We start from the raw sequence: 16,361 nt of genomic DNA on the forward strand, positions 1-16,361 counted from the left end.
GCCCTCACGCCGATGCCAGCCCGAGCAAATGCCGCATATCCTTCCAGAAGATGCGCAAATGCGCACCCGGCTTGGCGCGGACCAGGCGCTTGTTCATATACGCGTCCCAGGTCAGCCGTTGGACATCGGGGTCCTCGCAGATCTTGACGAAGCGTTCGCGGCGCGTGTCGCTGGAATACCAGAAATATTGCATAATCCCGAGGATCCAGAACACGCGGCCATGCGCCCGCAGGAAGCGCTTGCGGGCAAGGCGCAGCGCGGAGGCCTTGCCGGTCGCCAAGAACACCGTCACCGCTTCGGCTGCATGGCGGCCGCCCGCCATTGCATAATAGATCCCCTCGCCAGAGGCCGGTGCCACCACGCCTGCGGCATCGCCTGCCACCACGACATCGCGACCATTGTCCCAGCGCTTGAGCGGCTTGAGCGGGATCGGGGCCCCCTCGCGCCGCAGCGTCGCACAGCCATCAAGGCCGGTCTGCGTGCGCAGCGCCGCAACCGCCTCGCGCAGTGCAAAGCCTTTCTGCGCGCTGCCCACCCCGATGCTGGCAGTCGCGCCATGCGGGAAAACCCAGGCGTAAAAGTCGGGGGAGTGCTTGCCCTGATAGAAGACATCGCACCGCTCTGGCGCGAAATCGACGCGCTCGCCCGCGCCGGTCGCGGGTGCCGCGATGATTTCGTGATAGGCGAACACGCACGGTACGGTGCCGCCCCCTTTCACCTCGTCGCGCGCCACTCCCGAGCGCGCACCATCGGCACCAATGACGCAGCGTGTCGTCACCCGGCGCTCATCCGCACCGCGGGCGTCGCGATAAACAACGGTCGCGACATCAGCGGCTTCGCGCTCGATCCGGACGAAGGTACCGCTGCGGCGTTCAGCACCAGCCAGCGCCGCGCGCGCGCGCAACCATTCGTCGAACACCTCGCGATCGACCAACCCGACAAAGCCGTCCCCGACCGGCATGTCGACCGTCTTGCCCGAAGGCGCGACCATCCGCGCGGCGCTGGCCTTGGCGACCAGCAAATGGTCGGGAATCGCGAAATCGGCGATCGCGCGCGGCGGGATTGCCCCACCGCAGGGCTTTATCCGCCCCGCCCGATCGAGCAGCAGCACATGGTGGCCACCGCGCGCCAGATCCGTGGCGGCGGTGGCACCGGCCGGGCCGCCGCCGACGACGACACAATCAAAGTCCGCGATCGTCATATCACAACCTCCCCACCAAGATGGGCGACGCGTGGCGGCGCGCGCAGCGAGAGGGCGGCGGCCAACAGGAACAGCAACGCCTCGGCCCCGAAGACCAGCATGAAGCTTTCCGGAACCGATCCGGTCAGGGCTTCGGCCGCGTCGACCGCGACTGCACCGGTCAGCCCGCCCAGCCCGAACGCAATCGCCTGCGCCGCGCCCCACACGCCCATCCGCAGCCCGGCCCGGCTTGATCCACCGTCTCCGGCCAGCGCCATCATCCGGCCGATCGCCGCCACGGCAAAGACGCCATTGGCAAAACCGAGCAAAAAGATCGTACCGACAATCGGCCAACCCGGCCCGTAGCGCGCCGCCAGCACCAGCCCGGTCAACGCCAAGGCCGACCCGATGCACCCGCCGACGATCCAGCGTGCGAGCGTGGCCGCGTCACGCCCGCCGAACGCACTGCCGCCAACGCCCACCAACACCATGCCCAGCAACACGCCGCTATGCTGCACGCTCGACATCTGCGTCGATTGGCCCGGCGTCATGGCAAAGCGCAGGCCGCTAAACGGCTCCAGGATCAAATCCTGCATGGAATAAGCGAGCATCGAGAGAAACACGAACATCGTGAAACGCCGGTGTTCCGGATCGACCCAGATTTCCGCCAGCGCCACCGCGAATGGCGGAGACGGGGGCCCTGCGGCGACGCGTGCCGCATCCCCGCGTTCCACGCCGAGCACCGCGACCGTCGACAGCAGAAAGGCCATGCCCGCGACGCCAGCGACGACGCCTTCAAGGCGGGCCAGCGAGAAGGGATCGATCCAGTGGCCCGCCGCCGCCGAGGACACAATGATTCCGGCGATCATCATGATCCAGGTGAGCGAGGCCGCCGCCGCGCGCCGGGCGGGCGCAACCTGCGCGGCGAGCAGCGCCAGCAGCGACGTTCCCGCGGCACCCACGCCCGCGCCGATCAGCGAAAAAGCGAGGATCGCCAGCGCATACCCCACCCAGCCGTGCGCGACGATCACGCGGAGCGATTCGGCCGCCAGCATCGCACCCGCCGCCAGCACGCCCATCCCGCCGATAATCCACGGCGTCCGGCGACGCCCGCTATCCGATTCATGCCCCCATAAGGGGCGCGACAGCTGCACCGCATAATGCCACGCCACCAGCCCGGCCGGGAGGGCGGCAGGCAGGGCATATTCCACCACCATCACGCGGTTGAGCAACGATGTCGCGAGCATCACGATCGCACCGATCGCGGCTTGCACCAGCCCGAGCCGTGCGATGCCAAGCCAGCTCAGGCCGCGCGGGGTCACAGCCCCAGGACCCCGCCAAGCCCGAAGGCCGCCGCGAGCATGCCCAGCACATACAGGCTGGTGCCCGTGGCGTTGTACCACGGCGTGAACTGCAGCGGATCGCGCAGCAATCGCCGCATCAGCGCCACTTGTCCGATCAAAAATCCCCCCACGACGCCGGCGACGATCGCATGCCCCCAAGACGCGAGCAGCGCGATGACGAGGATTTGTGGCAGCGCCATCGCCAGACACGCGATCCGCGCCGCGCGGTCGACGCCCAGCATCGCCGGCAGCGAGCGGATGCCCATCGCGCGATCCCCCTCGACCGCTTTGAAATCGTTGAGCGTCATGATGCCGAACGCGCCCGCGCTGTACAAAATCAGGATCGTCAGAATGGAGGCGGAGGGCAGTGCCCCCGCCATCACGCTTGCGCCGGTAAACCAGGTCAGCCCCTCATAGGTCAGCGCGACGGCAGCCGGCCCCCATATGCCGCTCATCTTCAGGCGAAACGGCGGCGCGCTATAGGCCCAGGCAAAGACGAGGCCGACACAGGTCGCCGCCAGCACCCATTGGCCCGTGCCCGCCGCAACCGCGAGCGCGACCGCCGTCCCGATCAGCGCGATCCACAGCCCCCAGCGCCCGGCGATACGACCAGAGGGAATGGGGCGATTGGGCTCGTTGATCGCATCGACATGGCGGTCGAACCAATCGTTGACGGCTTGGCTGGTGCCACACACCAGCGGCCCGACCAGCAGCATCCCCGCCAGCACGAACGGCCAGCGGCTCCCGATGGGAACGCCCGAGGAAACGACGCCGCACACAAACGCCCAGATCGGCGGAAACCATGTGATCGGCTTGAGCAGTTCGGCAACGTCGCGCAAGCGCGGAACGGGGACCAGTGCCAGCGGATGAGTCGTCGCGCGCGCCATCCCATAAGGCTATACTTGACACTTTATGCCGTCAAATTTATTTGACAGTCGTCGCCGACAATTCGGTCACTCGCCGCCGGCGACCAAATTTCCCAACCCGTGACGGTGCAGCTTCGAATAGAGGCTTTGGCGGCTTACCCCCAAAATCTCCGCCGCTGAGGCGCGGTTGTCCGAGGTGTAGGCAAGCGCCGCCTCGATGCACAACCGCTCGATCAAATCGGTCGATTCCCGCACAATGTCCTTGAGCGACATGCGACCGACCAATTCGGTCAATTGTTCGACCGACCGCGGCAGATCGCGCTCCGGCGTCGCGACACTGCGCAACCGCCGCCCGACATTGCGGATCGTGAAGCCATAGCAATCGCCTTCGCTGCGCGGGGCCGCCACGCCCGAGACTTCGACCTCCTCCCGCGCACCGGCGGAGCCGCGCAGAATGGTGGCGACGTTGCGCACCGAGCCATGCTCGCGCAACTGGCCCAGGATGAGCTGCAGATCAATGCCGGGCCGACCGAGCCAGGTCGCCAGCGGTTGCCCGGTCACCCGATGCACCGACGCTGCACCCGACAGTTCAACAAAGGCCGCATTCGCGACGAGAATGTTCAGATCGGCATCGACCAGCACAAAGGCGTCGGGCATATGCTCGACCACGTCGCCAAGCGCCGCCGCGTGATCGGTGCCCGTCCGGACCGACTCCGCCGAAAGGATGCGCACCAGCAAGAGTGCCGCGCGCCCCTGACGGAACAGCCGTGCACACATCCGCGCCTCGGCCATGGTGCCCGCAAGCCGCGCCGCAAAGGGGACCAGATCATCGCTGGCGCTCGCCGCGCCGAGATGCGCGATAAAGCCATCCCGATCGGAGGGTTGTACGATTGCGCCGACGGGTTGATCCACCCATTCGCCGTCGCCCGCGCCGAGCAAGCGCTGCGCCGCCGGATTGATCTCCCGAATGCGGCGGGTGGTGGCATCGACGATCAGCACCGGTTCGCTGCCCAGATCGAACAGCAAGCGATACCGGGCTTCTGCCTGGCGCAACTTGATATAATCGCGTTCCAGCGATTGCTGGGTCTGCAGCAGCCGCTGCTGGATGGCGGCGGCGGCGCGCATATCGCGCCCGATCGCAATCGCACCACCGTCGTGACCAATCTTCATCACGAGATACCGGATCGGCACATCGCCATTGGGCGTCGTATGATTGACCTGCCGCCAGCGCCGCGGTCCGGCATCGCCAATATCGGCCAGCATTTCCGTGATCTTGCCGGTACTGTCTACCCCGACCAGCGAATCCCAGCGCTTGCCTTGCCAATCGCCAAACCCCTGTCGCAGCCAATCCGGATTGGCGACCGCGACATCGCGGATCGTCCCATCACCATCCAGCACGAGCGCAACGTCGCCCACAGCGGCAAGCAGCGCAACAGCGACCTGGGGAGACAGCGCGTCAGACAGCAAGGCAGGGTTGTCAAAAGCATCCGGTGCGCCAAGGGGGGGACGATCGCTCATCGACGAACCGCTCATGCTCCAATACGTCCTATGCCCCACGGCTCCCACCCAGGACCGCGAGACCTCATAGCGAGATCAACCGGACATTGGCGAAACCGCCTCCCGCGCGACGGCGTCGACCAAATCGCTGGCGACCCCTAGCGCAATCCTCGCGTCGGGTGCCGTTCCGTCCGCGCCGACCGACACGGCCAGCTCAGCGTTGTTGATGAACACCCGCCCCCCGACCATCACGCAAATCCTGGGGTTTCGCGAAGACACCCGGAGGGCGCGGACGATAGAAGGCAAAGGCGCGATATGACAGTCACAGGTGATCGTCAATCCGGCCAGATCGAACCATTCGCTACGGACGCGGTCCATCAACTCGGACGTGGAGGCTTCGTTGATGCGGTGCGTCGTCCAGCCGTTCGAGCCGAACAGTTCGTCGATCACGACCGTGCCGAAGCTGTGCTGATCCCCCTCCAGCGAGGCAAACAAGGCCCGACGCACCGGGCCGGGCCCTTGCTGCAGCCCGTAGGCCGATCGGCCCGATATCTCATGGACGACCTGTTGCAGCCGCCAAAGGCCCATCGTCACATCGACAAAATCGCAGCGGTCATCCTCCCACAACTCCCCCAGCAGCCGCGCCGCCGGAGCGAGCAAATCGACCAGCAGCGTTTCGTGGGACACGCCCCGCGCGATCAAGCGATCGACATGTTCCAGCAGCTCGTCCGCCTCGACTTGCAACGTGAGCGGCGCAAAGGTGGCGACGTCATCGGGCAGCACGGCACCGCCACGCGGGTCGGCTGGCACCCCGTGCGCGCCGTTGCTATGCGCGACCAGCAGGCGGGGGATGATCTCGCTCTCGATCAAACGGGTCAGCGATCGGGCATATTCCATGTCGGCGCGATGGCGAAAGCCTGCCAGATCATGCGCCGGTGCCGATTCCCGACCGGGACCGGTCCGGCGCTGTGGATGGGCGCTGGCACCAATGTGGTCGATCCTCATCACCGAAGCCATGCCCGACCCTCCCGGTCTGGTTGAACACGCAGTTACGGCATGGATCACCATCGTTTGGCTGATCCGGCGACTCGCACCGTATGCCTCTTGAAAGCGTCTGGCAACGCACTAACGATGCCGCGCTGCAGCATGTGTCCATTTTATTTTACGTCAAATCTTGTTGACACTTAAACGCGGTCGGACCTACCTTCCCTGGCAGAGAGGCGGACCCGAACGATGCGGACAATCGATCCATCGGACAGCAAAACCCCGCGTAACCCGGGCACGCCGCTCTACACGCCCGAGCAACGCCGCCGCCGCGACTCGACTCGCTGGACATTGGTGCAAGGCCTGCTCGCCCCGCTGCAATTCCTCATCTTCCTGGTCAGTGCCGCGCTGGTGCTGCGCTATCTCGCAACCGGCGAAGGCGCGTTCGCGGCGACGGTGTCGATCGTGGTGAAGACGATCGCGCTCTACACGATCATGGTCACCGGCTCGATCTGGGAAAAGGTCGTGTTCGGCAAATGGCTGTTCGTGCCGGCCTTCTTTTGGGAGGACGTGTTCAGCATGCTCGTGCTGGCGCTGCACACCGCCTATCTCGTCATGCTGATCGGGGATCTTGGCACCGAACGCGGCCGTATGCTGCTCGCGCTCGCCGCTTATGCAACCTATGCGGTCAACGCGACGCAATTCCTGCTCAAGCTGCGCGCCGCCCGGCTGCAGGCAGCCGAGCCCACCCGCAGCATGGCGATGGCAGCATGACCCCCGCGCTGCCCCTGGCGCTGCCGACCGCGCCCGAATGCGCGCCGGTGCTGCGCGAACGTGGGCAGCGCGAAGTGTTTTGCGGGCTGACCGGGATCATCTGGCTGCATCGCAAGGTGCAGGACGCCTTCTTCCTCGTCGTCGGCAGCCGCACTTGCGCGCATTTGCTGCAATCGGCGGCGGGGGTGATGGTGTTCGCCGAACCGCGCTTCGGCACCGCGATCATCGAGGAGCGCGATCTCGCCGGCATGGTCGATTGCAATGCCGAACTCGACCGGATCGTCGCGCGCCTGCTCGATCGCCGCCCCGACATCACCTTGCTGTTCCTGGTCGGCTCGTGCCCGTCCGAGGTGATCAAGCTCGATCTCGGCCGCGCGGCAAAGCGGCTGTCGGCCGCGCAAAATGGCGCACGGCGCATCCTGCATTATTCGGGCAGCGGCATCGAGACCACCTTCACCGAAGGCGAAGACGCCTGCCTCGCCGCGCTTGTCCCCGAATTGCCCGCCACCGCGCCGGGCGCTGCGCCGGAATTGATGATCGTCGGCACCTTGCCCGATGTGGTGGAGGACCAGTTCCAGCGGCTGTTCGCACAGCTCGGCATCGCCACCGTCCATGCGCTCCCGGCGCGGCGCGCGGACGCTATGCCGCCAGTCGGCCCCAATACCCGCTTCCTGCTGGCACAACCCTTTCTGGGTGAGACCGCGCGCGCGCTGGAAGATCGTGGTGCTGTACGACTCGATGCGCTGTTCCCGTTCGGCGCGGAGGGCACCACCGACTGGCTGCACGCCGCCGCCCGCGCCTTTGGCGTGGACGAAATGCACTTCCGCGCGGTGATTGCGCCGGGCCGCGAACGGGCGAAGCGCGCGATCGCGCATTGCCGCGAGCGGCTCGTCGGCAAGACGCTGTTCTTCCTGCCCGATTCGCAGCTCGAAATCCCGCTCGCGCGCTTTCTCACCCAGGAACTCGGCATGGTGCCGCTCGAAGTCGGCACGCCTTATCTGCACCGCCGCCACCTCGCGCAGGAACTGGCGCTGCTGCCGCGCACGACGGTGATCAGCGAGGGCCAAGATGTCGAGCGCCAACTCGACCGCGTCCGCGCGGCCCGGCCCGACCTCACCATTTGCGGCCTCGGCCTCGCCAATCCGCTCGAAGCCGAAGGGCTGACGACCAAATGGGCGATCGAACTGGTCTTCTCGCCGATCCACGGCTTCGACCAGGCGGGCGATCTCGCCGAACTGTTCGCGCGGCCGCTGCGTCGCCGCGACGTGTTGCGCGTATGACCGTCGCCCGCTTCCTGCTGTCGCGGAGGCCGCGATGCAATTGACCGTGTGGACCTATGAAGGCCCGCCGCATGTCGGCGCGATGCGCATCGCCACCGCGATGGAGGGCGTGCATTACGTGCTGCACGCGCCGCAGGGCGATACTTATGCCGATCTGCTGTTCACCATGATCGAACGGCGCGGCAAGCGCCCGCCGGTCACCTACACCACCTTCCAGGCGCGCGATCTCGGCAAGGACACCGCCGACCTGTTCCAGAGCGCCGCGCGCGACGCCTATGCGCGCTTCGCCCCGCAGGCGCTGCTGGTCGGTGCCTCCTGCACCGCCGAATTGATCCAGGACGATCCCGCTGGCCTCGCCGAAGCGCTGCGCTTGCCGATCCCGGTGATCGCGCTCGAACTGCCAAGCTATCAGCGCAAGGAGAATTGGGGCGCGGCAGAGACCTTCTACCAATTGGTGCGCGCGCTTGCCGATACCGGGGCGCGGCCACCGCGCGAAGGTCGGCGGTCCAGCGTCAATCTGCTCGGACCGACCGCACTCGGTTTTCGCCACCGCGACGATGTGGCCGAGATCACGCGCTTGCTCGCCACGCTTGGCATCGAGGTCAACGTCACCGCGCCGCTCGGCGCGACTCCGGCAGACTTGGCGCGGCTGGGTGACGCCGATTTCAACATCTGCCTCTATCCCGAAATCGCCGACACCGCCTGCCGCTGGCTGGAGCGGCAGTTCGGTCAGAAGACCGTGCGCACCGTGCCGATCGGCCATAATGCAACGCGCGACTTCATCGCCGAGGTTGCCGCGCTGGCCGACGTCGATCCCGCCGCCGCGTTGGATAGCTCACGCCTGCCCTGGTGGAGCCGCTCGGTCGATTCGACCTATCTCACCGGCAAACGCGTCTTCATCTTCGGCGACGCCACCCACGCCATCGCCGCCGCCCGCGTCGCGCGCGACGAACTCGGTTTCGAAGTCGTCGGCCTGGGCTGCTACAATCGCGAATTCGCCCGCGATCTGCGCGCCGCCGCGGCGGACCATGGGCTCGAACCGCTGATCACCGACGATTATCTCGAAGTCGAAGAGGCGATCGCCACGCTGCAGCCCGAACTGGTGCTGGGCACGCAAATGGAGCGCCACATCGCCAAACGCCTGCGCATTCCCTGCGCGGTGATCTCGGCCCCGGTCCACGTGCAGGATTTCCCCGCGCGCTACAGCCCGCAAATGGGGTTTGAAGGGGCGAACGTGCTGTTCGACACCTGGGTGCACCCGCTGGTGATGGGGCTGGAGGAACATCTGCTGACGATGTTCCGCGACGATTTCGAATTTTCCGACGCCGCTGGCGCAAGCCATTTGGGGCATGGTGCCTCTGCAATCCTCCCCGGCACGGGGAGGGGGACCGGCGAAGCCGGTGGAGGGGGCGTGCCCCAAGCGACCACGTCTCCGGTGGCAATCTCCCTCCACCCTTCGCCGGAAGAGGCGAACGGTTCCCCTCCCCTAGCCCCTCCCGCAAGCGGGAGGGGGACTTGGTCCCCCGAGGCCGAGCGCGAACTGCTCAAAATCCCGTTCTTCGTGCGCGGCAAGGCCCGCCGCAATACCGAGAAATATGCCGCCGAGATCGGCGTCCGCGCGATCACGCTCGACACCCTCTATGACGCGAAGGCGCATTATGCCCGATAGCGCGCCCGCCCCCGCCCGCCCGTCCGCCGCCACTGCGGTGCGTGTCGTCATCGTGACGCTCGACAACCATCTTTCGGGCGCCGTCCTGCGCGCGCAGGCGCGGCTCGCGCGCGAAAATCCGGGGGTGACGATTGGCTTCCACGCCGCAGCCGATTGGGAGGAAAAGCCCGAAGCGCTGGCCGCCGCGCGCGCCGACATCCTGCGCGGCGACATCGTGCTCATGACGATGCTGTTCCTGGAGGATCACATCCGCGCGGTGCTGCCGCAATTACAGGCGCGCCAGGAAGCGTGCGACGCGATGATCGGGCTGATGTCGGCGGGCGACATCGTCAAGCTGACGCGCATGGGCGATTATCGCATGGACAAGCCCTCGACCGGGCTGATGGCGCTGCTCAAGAAATTGCGCGGCAGCCGCAAACCCGGTGCCAGTTCCGGGGCGGGGCAGATGGCGATGCTGCGGCGTTTACCCAAGATCCTGAAATATGTTCCCGGCACCGCGCAGGACGTGCGCGTCTATTTCCTGACGATGCAATATTGGCTGGCCGCGTCGGACGACAATGTCGTTGACATGGTGCGCGGCCTGATCGACCGCTATGCCGATGGCCCGCGCCGGGCCTTGCGCGGCACGATGAAGGCGCAGGCCCCGCGCGATTACCCCGAAATCGGCGTCTATCACCCGGCTTTGCCCGATCGCATCGCCCACACCGTGACCGAGCTGCCGCGCCACCGCGCGCCCAAGGGCACGGTCGGCGTACTGATGCTGCGCTCTTATGTGCTGGCGAAGGATACCGGCCATTATGACGGCGTGATCGCCGCACTGGAGGCGCGCGGGCTCGACGTGATCCCGGCCTTTGCCGCCGGTCTCGACGCCCGCCCCGCGATCGACGCGCTGTTCCGCCGCGATGGCGTGACCACGGTCGATGCCGTCATCAACCTCACCGGTTTCAGCCTGGTCGGTGGTCCTGCCTATAACGACACCGCCGCCGCCGAGGCGACGCTCGCCGCGCTCGACGTGCCCTATATCGCGGCGCATCCGGTCGAGTTCCAGACGCTCCAGGCGTGGGGGGCGAACCGCCAGGGCCTGCTGCCGCTTGAATCGACGATGATGATCGCGATTCCCGAGCTGGACGGCGGCACTGTACCAATGGTGTTCGGTGGCCGTTCGGATGGCAGCGCGACGCCCTGCACCGGCTGCCAGCGCCGCTGCACCTTCCCGGCGGCAAGCGAAGTGCGTGCGATGCAGAGCTGCAGCGAGCGCGCCGAAATGCTCGCCGCGCGCACCACCAAAATCATCGCCTTGCGCCGCGCTGCCAATGCCGAGAAGCGCGTCGCCGTCGTGCTGTTCAACTTCCCGCCCAATGCCGGGGCGGCGGGCACCGCGCAGTTCCTCAGCGTGTTCGCCTCGCTCCACGCGACGCTGCAGCGGCTGGCGCGCGAAGGCTATAGTGTGGAGGTGCCCGCCAGCGTGGATGCGCTGCGCGACGCGATCCTGCACGGCAATGCCGCGCGCTATGGCACCGAAGCCAACGTCCATGCCCGTGTTACCGCCGACAGCATCGTCGCGCGCGAAACCTGGCTGGCCGAGATCGAGGCGAATTGGGGGCCAGCACCCGGCAAGCTGCAAGCCGATGGCACCGCGGCGCAGATCCTTGGGTGCCAATTCGGCAATGTCTTCGTCGGCCTGCAGCCAGCACTTGGCTATGAAGGCGATCCGATGCGCTTGCTGTTCGAGGGCCGCTTCGCCCCGACGCACGCCTTTGCCGCTTTCTATCGCTGGCTGCGCGAGGATTTCCGCGCGCATGCGGTGCTGCATTTCGGCACGCATGGCAGCCTCGAATTCATGCCCGGCAAGCAAAGCGGGCTGAGCGCCGAATGCTGGCCCGACCGGCTGATCGGCGACCTGCCCAATATCTATCTCTACGCCGCCAACAACCCGTCGGAAGGCGTGCTGGCCAAGCGCCGCTCGGGCGCGACGCTGGTGTCCTATCTCACCCCGGCCTTGACCAATTCGGGCGTCTATAAGGGCCTGGCCGCGCTGAAAGCCTCGGTCGAGCGCTGGCGTGCCGCCCCGCCCGACAGCGATGAACTGCGCGACCTCGCCGAACTGATCCGCGATCAGGCGGCAGCGCTCGATCTCGACGGCGACGTGCCGACGCTCGCCGCCAAGCTCTACGAAATCGAGCGCGAGCTGATCCCGCAAGGGCTGCACGTCGCGGGCGAAGCGGCGACGCGCGCGGAGCGGATCGATATGATCGCGGCCTCGTCCGAAGCCCGCGGCGAACCGCTGCCGCGCGATACGATCGTCGCCTTGGTCGACGGCGCGATCAAGCCCGAGACGCCCTTGCTGAAGGACATGGCCGCGCTCGACCGTGCGCTCGCCAGCAATGGCGAGATCGATGGCCTCGTCCGCGCGCTGTCCGGCCATTATATCCATCCGGTAACCGGCGGTGACCTGCTGCGCTCGCCCGAGATCCTGCCGACCGGGCGCAACATCCATGGCTTCGACCCGTTCCGCATCCCCAGCGCCTATGCCGTCAAGGATGGTGCCGCGCAGGCGCAGCGACTGATCGAGCGCAGCCTCGCCGATTCGGGGCATTTGCCCGAGACGGTGGCGATGGTGCTGTGGGGCACCGACAATCTGAAGAGCGAAGGGGCGCAAATCGCGCAGGCGATGGCGCTAATGGGCGCAGAGCCGCGTTTTGACAGCTATAATCGGCTCGCCGGGGCGCAATTGATCCCGCTTGAGGCGCTCGGACGCCCCCGCATCGATGTCGTGGTCACCCTCTCGGGCGTGTTCCGCGACTTGCTGCCGCTGCAAACCCGGATGCTGGCGCAAGCTGCCTTGCTCGCCGCCGAGGCCGATGAGCCTGAGGCGATGAACTTCATCCGCCGCCACGCGCTCGCGCATCTGGCCGAACAGGGCGGCGATCTGCCGACCGCAGCGCTGCGCGTTTTCTCCAATGCCGAAGGGGCTTACGGTGCCAACGTCAATCTGATGATCGACACCGGCACCTGGACCGACCCCGACGAACTGGCCGACAGTTTCGAACGGCAAAAGGGCTTTGCTTATGGCGTGCAAGGCCCCCCGGTCCGCCAGGCCGCCGTGCTCACCGCTGCGCTTAAGACGGTCGATTGCGCCTATCAAAATCTCGAAAGCGTCGAACTCGGCATCACCAGCATCGACCAATATGTCGATACGCTGGGCGGCATCAGCCGCGCGGTGACGCGCGCGCGCGGCGGGCAGACCGCGCCCGTCTATATCGGCGATCAGACGCAGGGTGCTGGCAAGGTGCGCAGCTTGCAGGAGCAAGTCGCGCTGGAAACACGCACGCGCATCCTCAATCCGGTGTGGACCGAGGGCCTGCTCCGGCACGGCTATGAAGGGGTGCGCCAGATCGAGGGCAGCGTCACCACGACGATGGGCTGGTCGGCGACGACCGGCGAGGTCGACCCCTGGGTCTATCAGCGCATCGGCGAAACCTATGTGCTCGACCGCGACATGCGCGAGCGACTCGCCGCGCTTAACCCCAAGGCCGCCGCGCGCGTCGCCGGGCGCCTGATCGAGGCGAGCGAACGCAATTACTGGACTCCCGACGCGGCGACGCTCGCCGCACTCCATGTCGCCAGCGATGAACTCGAGGATCGTCTCGAGGGCATCGTCGCGGTGGCGGCATAAAGGATCTGACCATGGCACTGCTCGACCCACCCGCCCGCGGCCTCGACGGCGAAGGTTCGCTGCAAGTCGCGCTCGACCCCAAGGACCGGATCGGCACCGCCAAGGTGTTCGCGGTCTATGGCAAAGGCGGGATCGGCAAATCGACCACCTCGTCCAACCTGTCTGCCGCCTTCTCGCTGCTCGGCAAGCGCGTGCTGCAGATCGGCTGCGATCCCAAGCATGACAGCACCTTTACGCTGACCAAGAAACTGATGCCGACGGTGATCGACGTGCTCGAGACGGTCGAATTCCACGCCGAGGAATTGCGGCCCGAAGATTATATGTTCGAAGGCTTTAACGGCGTGATGTGCGTCGAGGCGGGGGGGCCGCCAGCAGGCACGGGCTGCGGCGGCTATGTCGTCGGGCAGACGGTCAAATTGCTCAAACAGCACCATTTGCTCGAAGAGACCGACGTCGTGCTGTTCGACGTGCTGGGGGACGTGGTGTGCGGCGGGTTCGCCGCCCCGCTGCAACATGCCGAGCGCGCGGTGGTCGTCGCCGCCAACGATTTCGACAGCATCTTCGCGATGAACCGCATCGTTTCGGCCATCAAGGCCAAGGCCAAGAACTACGACGTGCGCATGGCGGGCGTGATCGCCAACCGATCGGCGGCGACCGACGAGATCGATCGCTTCAATGCCGCCACCGGCCTCAAGCGGCTCGCGCATTTCCCCGATCTCGATGCGATCCGGCGCTCGCGCCTCAAGAAATGTACCTTGTTCGAGATGGACTCGACCCCCGAGGTCGACGCCGCCTGTCTCGAATATAAGCGCCTCGCCGCGCAGATGTGGGCGGGCTGCGAGCCGCTCGACGCGCAGCCGATGAAGGACCGCGAAATCTTCGAGTTTCTGGGGTTCGAGTGATGACGACGGCCAGCTACACCCAGTTTCGCGGCAATCTCGAAACCTATTTCGACCGCACCGCCGCCAGCGCCTGGGCGCAATTGACCTCGGATGCGCCGGTCAGCGGCATTCGCGCGACGGTGCGCGCGGGGCGCACCGAAATGCGCGAAACGCTGCTGTCGTGGTTGCCCGCCGACATGCGCGGGCTGCGGCTGCTCGATGCGGGCTGCGGCACGGGCGCGCTGGCGGTGGCGGCGGCCGAGCGCGGCGCGAGTGTGGTGGCGATCGATGTTGCCGCCAGCCTGGTGCAGATCGCGCGCAATCGGGCACCGGCAGATTTGGCGATCGACTGGCGCGTCGGCGATATGCTCGACCCCACGCTCGGCCAGTTCGACCATGTCGTCGCGATGGATTCGCTGATCCATTACCGCGCGTTCGACATCGTCACCGTGGTGCAGCAATTGGCCGAGCGCACGCGCGGCTCGGTCGCCTTCACCTTCGCGCCGCAAACGCCGCTGCTGATGGCGATGCTCGGCATCGGCCGGCTATTCCCGCGCGCCGACCGCTCGCCCGCGATCCTGCCGGTGCGCGACCGCTTGCTGCGCACCTTGCTGCGCAACGCCGTTCCCGGCGCAAAGCTCGGGCGCGACCGCAAGGTTTCGGCGGGTTTCTACAAAAGCCATGCGCTGGAGCTGATCCCGGCATGAGCAACATCGCCGCCTTGAAAGTCTCGCTGGCCCCGCGCACCGATGTCACCCGCGCTGCGGACAAGCTCGCTGCACTCAAGAGCGGCAGTTTCTGGAATCGCCTGGGCACGCGCTTCTTGCCCTTCGCCGATGCGGCCTCCCCCGACCTGCCACTCGCGCGCTTGCTCCGGCTGTCGCTGTTCCAGGTGTCGGTCGGCATGGCGGCGGTGTTGCTCACCGGCACGCTCAACCGCGTGATGATCGTCGAACTTGGCATGGCCTCCTCCGCCGTCGCCGCGATGGTGTCGCTGCCCTTGCTGTTCGCGCCGCTGCGGGCGTTCATCGGCTTCAAGTCGGACCATCACCAGTCGCTCCTCGGGTGGAAGCGCGTGCCCTATATCTGGTTCGGCACGCTGCTGCAGTTTGGCGGCTTCGCGCTGCTGCCTTTCGCCTTGCTGGTGATGACGGGGCTTGGCCATGGTCCGGCGATCATCGGCCAGATCGGCGCAGGACTCGCTTTCCTGATGGTCGGCGCCGGGATGCACACCACGCAGACCGCGGGGCTCGCGCTCGCCACCGATCTGGCACCGCCCGAAACCCGCCCGCGCGTCGTCGCCTTGCTGTATGTCATGCTGCTGCTCGGGATGATGGTCAGCGCGATCGTGATCGGGCGGCTGCTCGACCATTTCACCCCGACGCACCTCGTGCAGATCGTGCAGGGCGCGGGCCTGCTGACGGTGGTGCTCAACATCACCGCTCTGTGGAAGCAGGAAGCACGGCGGCGCGGCGGCACCGCGCCCGAGCCCGACCGGCCGAGCTTCGGCGAAGTGTGGGCGATCTTCGTCAAGCGCCCGCGCACGCTGCGACTGCTCGCCGCGACCGGCCTGGGCGCTGCCGCCTTCTCGATGCAGGACGTGCTGCTCGAACCCTTTGGCGGACAGATCCTCGGCCTGTCGGTCGGTGCGACGACCTCGCTCACCGCCTTGTGGGCGGTCGGTATGCTCAGCGGCTTCGCGCTCGCCGCGCGCAGCCTGGCGGCGGGCGGAGAGCCGCACCGGCTGGCGGGCTTTGGCGGCGTCGCCGGGGTGGCGGCGTTCCTCTGCGTCATCTTCTCGGCCCCGCTTCACGCGACCGCGCTGCTGGCGATTGGGGCAACGATCATCGGCTTTGGCGGGGGGCTGTTCTCGGTCGGCACGCTGACGGCGGCGATGGCGATTTCGGACAGCGAGGAGCTGGACGGTCGCACCGGCCTCGCGCTCGGGGCCTGGGGCGCGGTGCAGGCAACCTGCGGTGGCGCGGCCATCGCGATCGGCGCGGTGGTGCGCGATCTCGTTTCCGCCGCTGCGGTGGCGCGCGACATGGGCGCGACGCTGGCCAATCCGGCCACGGGATACGGCGCGGTCTATGCGCTCGAAATCGTCTTGCTGCTCGCCACGCTGGTCGTGCTCGGGCCGCTCGTCCGCCCCGTCACCGATACCAGCCAAAAGCGCTTCGGCCTCGCTGAATTCCCGGCCTGAGAGAAAGG

The 16,361-nt window shown here is 66.9% G+C and carries 12 protein-coding genes; 7 read left to right on the plus strand and 5 right to left on the minus strand.

The genetic code is table 11. From position 1 onward, the window contains the following. Window positions 1–4 precede the first annotated feature (4 nt). The 5 genes from ON00_RS09115 to ON00_RS09135 all read right to left on the minus strand — a co-directional run bounded on the left by ON00_RS09115 (window position 5) and on the right by ON00_RS09135 (window position 5,903). On the minus strand, window positions 5–1,201 hold the full coding sequence (locus ON00_RS09115) for a geranylgeranyl diphosphate reductase (protein WP_010405190.1): 1,197 nt from the start codon (window positions 1,199–1,201) through the stop codon (window positions 5–7). Beyond that, entirely contained in the window at window positions 1,198–2,502 is a 1,305-nt protein-coding gene (locus ON00_RS09120; protein WP_010405192.1) for a BCD family MFS transporter, read from the minus strand. The genes ON00_RS09115 and ON00_RS09120 overlap by 4 nt, the downstream gene beginning before the upstream one ends. Beyond that, the gene (gene chlG, locus ON00_RS09125) at window positions 2,499–3,410 is read right to left on the minus strand and encodes a chlorophyll synthase ChlG (protein WP_010405194.1); all 912 of its coding nucleotides are present in this window, start codon (window positions 3,408–3,410) and stop codon (window positions 2,499–2,501) included. Before chlG ends, ON00_RS09120 begins: the two co-directional genes overlap by 4 nt. A 66-nt stretch (window positions 3,411–3,476) precedes the next feature. Next, a complete protein-coding gene (ppsR, locus tag ON00_RS09130) occupies window positions 3,477–4,907 on the minus strand; it encodes a transcriptional regulator PpsR (protein WP_010405197.1) in 1,431 nt (476 codons plus the stop codon). A gap of 75 nt (window positions 4,908–4,982) precedes the next feature. Next, window positions 4,983–5,903 carry a cobalamin B12-binding domain-containing protein gene (locus tag ON00_RS09135; protein WP_010405198.1) on the minus strand — a complete coding sequence of 307 codons (921 nt, stop codon included), beginning with the start codon at window positions 5,901–5,903 and terminating at the stop codon, window positions 4,983–4,985. Window positions 5,904–6,119: 216 nt separating this feature from the next. Here ON00_RS09135 and bchF point away from each other — a divergent pair, with 216 nt between their 5' ends. Genes bchF through ON00_RS09170 form a run of 7 tightly spaced genes read left to right on the plus strand, consistent with a single transcriptional unit; the run spans window position 6,120 to window position 16,353 of the window. Then, window positions 6,120–6,644 carry a 2-vinyl bacteriochlorophyllide hydratase gene (gene bchF, locus ON00_RS09140; RefSeq protein WP_010405200.1) on the plus strand — a complete coding sequence of 175 codons (525 nt, stop codon included), beginning with the start codon at window positions 6,120–6,122 and terminating at the stop codon, window positions 6,642–6,644. Beyond that, window positions 6,641–7,924 carry a ferredoxin:protochlorophyllide reductase (ATP-dependent) subunit N gene (locus ON00_RS09145; RefSeq protein ID WP_010405202.1) on the plus strand — a complete coding sequence of 428 codons (1,284 nt, stop codon included), beginning with the start codon at window positions 6,641–6,643 and terminating at the stop codon, window positions 7,922–7,924. Before bchF ends, ON00_RS09145 begins: the two co-directional genes overlap by 4 nt. 34 nt (window positions 7,925–7,958) lie before the next feature. Continuing rightward, window positions 7,959–9,593, plus strand: a complete 1,635-nt coding sequence (bchB, locus tag ON00_RS09150) for a ferredoxin:protochlorophyllide reductase (ATP-dependent) subunit B (protein WP_010405204.1) — start codon at window positions 7,959–7,961, stop codon at window positions 9,591–9,593. Next, on the plus strand, window positions 9,583–13,269 hold the full coding sequence (locus ON00_RS09155; RefSeq protein ID WP_010405206.1) for a magnesium chelatase subunit H: 3,687 nt from the start codon (window positions 9,583–9,585) through the stop codon (window positions 13,267–13,269). Before bchB ends, ON00_RS09155 begins: the two co-directional genes overlap by 11 nt. A gap of 11 nt (window positions 13,270–13,280) precedes the next feature. After that, on the plus strand, window positions 13,281–14,171 hold the full coding sequence (gene bchL, locus ON00_RS09160; protein WP_010405207.1) for a ferredoxin:protochlorophyllide reductase (ATP-dependent) iron-sulfur ATP-binding protein: 891 nt from the start codon (window positions 13,281–13,283) through the stop codon (window positions 14,169–14,171). Next, entirely contained in the window at window positions 14,171–14,857 is a 687-nt protein-coding gene (bchM, locus tag ON00_RS09165) for a magnesium protoporphyrin IX methyltransferase (protein ID WP_010405210.1), read from the plus strand. Before bchL ends, bchM begins: the two co-directional genes overlap by 1 nt. Next, on the plus strand, window positions 14,854–16,353 hold the full coding sequence (locus ON00_RS09170) for a BCD family MFS transporter (protein ID WP_010405214.1): 1,500 nt from the start codon (window positions 14,854–14,856) through the stop codon (window positions 16,351–16,353). The genes bchM and ON00_RS09170 overlap by 4 nt, the downstream gene beginning before the upstream one ends. The last annotated feature ends 8 nt before the right edge of the window (window positions 16,354–16,361 follow it).

It is taken from the genome of Sphingomonas echinoides ATCC 14820, assembly GCF_000241465.1.
GTDB classification, from domain to species: domain Bacteria; phylum Pseudomonadota; class Alphaproteobacteria; order Sphingomonadales; family Sphingomonadaceae; genus Sphingomonas; species Sphingomonas echinoides.

Coding starts and splice junctions, on each gene's coding strand:
- ON00_RS09115 (WP_010405190.1), bottom strand. CDS start 1,201: ATGACGATCGCGGACTTTGATTGTGTCGTCGTCGGCGGCGGCCCGGCC.
- chlG (WP_010405194.1), bottom strand. CDS start 3,410: ATGGCGCGCGCGACGACTCATCCGCTGGCACTGGTCCCCGTTCCGCGC.
- ppsR (WP_010405197.1), bottom strand. CDS start 4,907: ATGAGCGATCGTCCCCCCCTTGGCGCACCGGATGCTTTTGACAACCCT.
- ON00_RS09135 (WP_010405198.1), bottom strand. CDS start 5,903: ATGGCTTCGGTGATGAGGATCGACCACATTGGTGCCAGCGCCCATCCA.
- bchF (WP_010405200.1), top strand. CDS start 6,120: ATGCGGACAATCGATCCATCGGACAGCAAAACCCCGCGTAACCCGGGC.
- ON00_RS09145 (WP_010405202.1), top strand. CDS start 6,641: ATGACCCCCGCGCTGCCCCTGGCGCTGCCGACCGCGCCCGAATGCGCG.
- bchB (WP_010405204.1), top strand. CDS start 7,959: ATGCAATTGACCGTGTGGACCTATGAAGGCCCGCCGCATGTCGGCGCG.
- ON00_RS09155 (WP_010405206.1), top strand. CDS start 9,583: ATGCCCGATAGCGCGCCCGCCCCCGCCCGCCCGTCCGCCGCCACTGCG.
- bchL (WP_010405207.1), top strand. CDS start 13,281: ATGGCACTGCTCGACCCACCCGCCCGCGGCCTCGACGGCGAAGGTTCG.
- bchM (WP_010405210.1), top strand. CDS start 14,171: ATGACGACGGCCAGCTACACCCAGTTTCGCGGCAATCTCGAAACCTAT.
- ON00_RS09170 (WP_010405214.1), top strand. CDS start 14,854: ATGAGCAACATCGCCGCCTTGAAAGTCTCGCTGGCCCCGCGCACCGAT.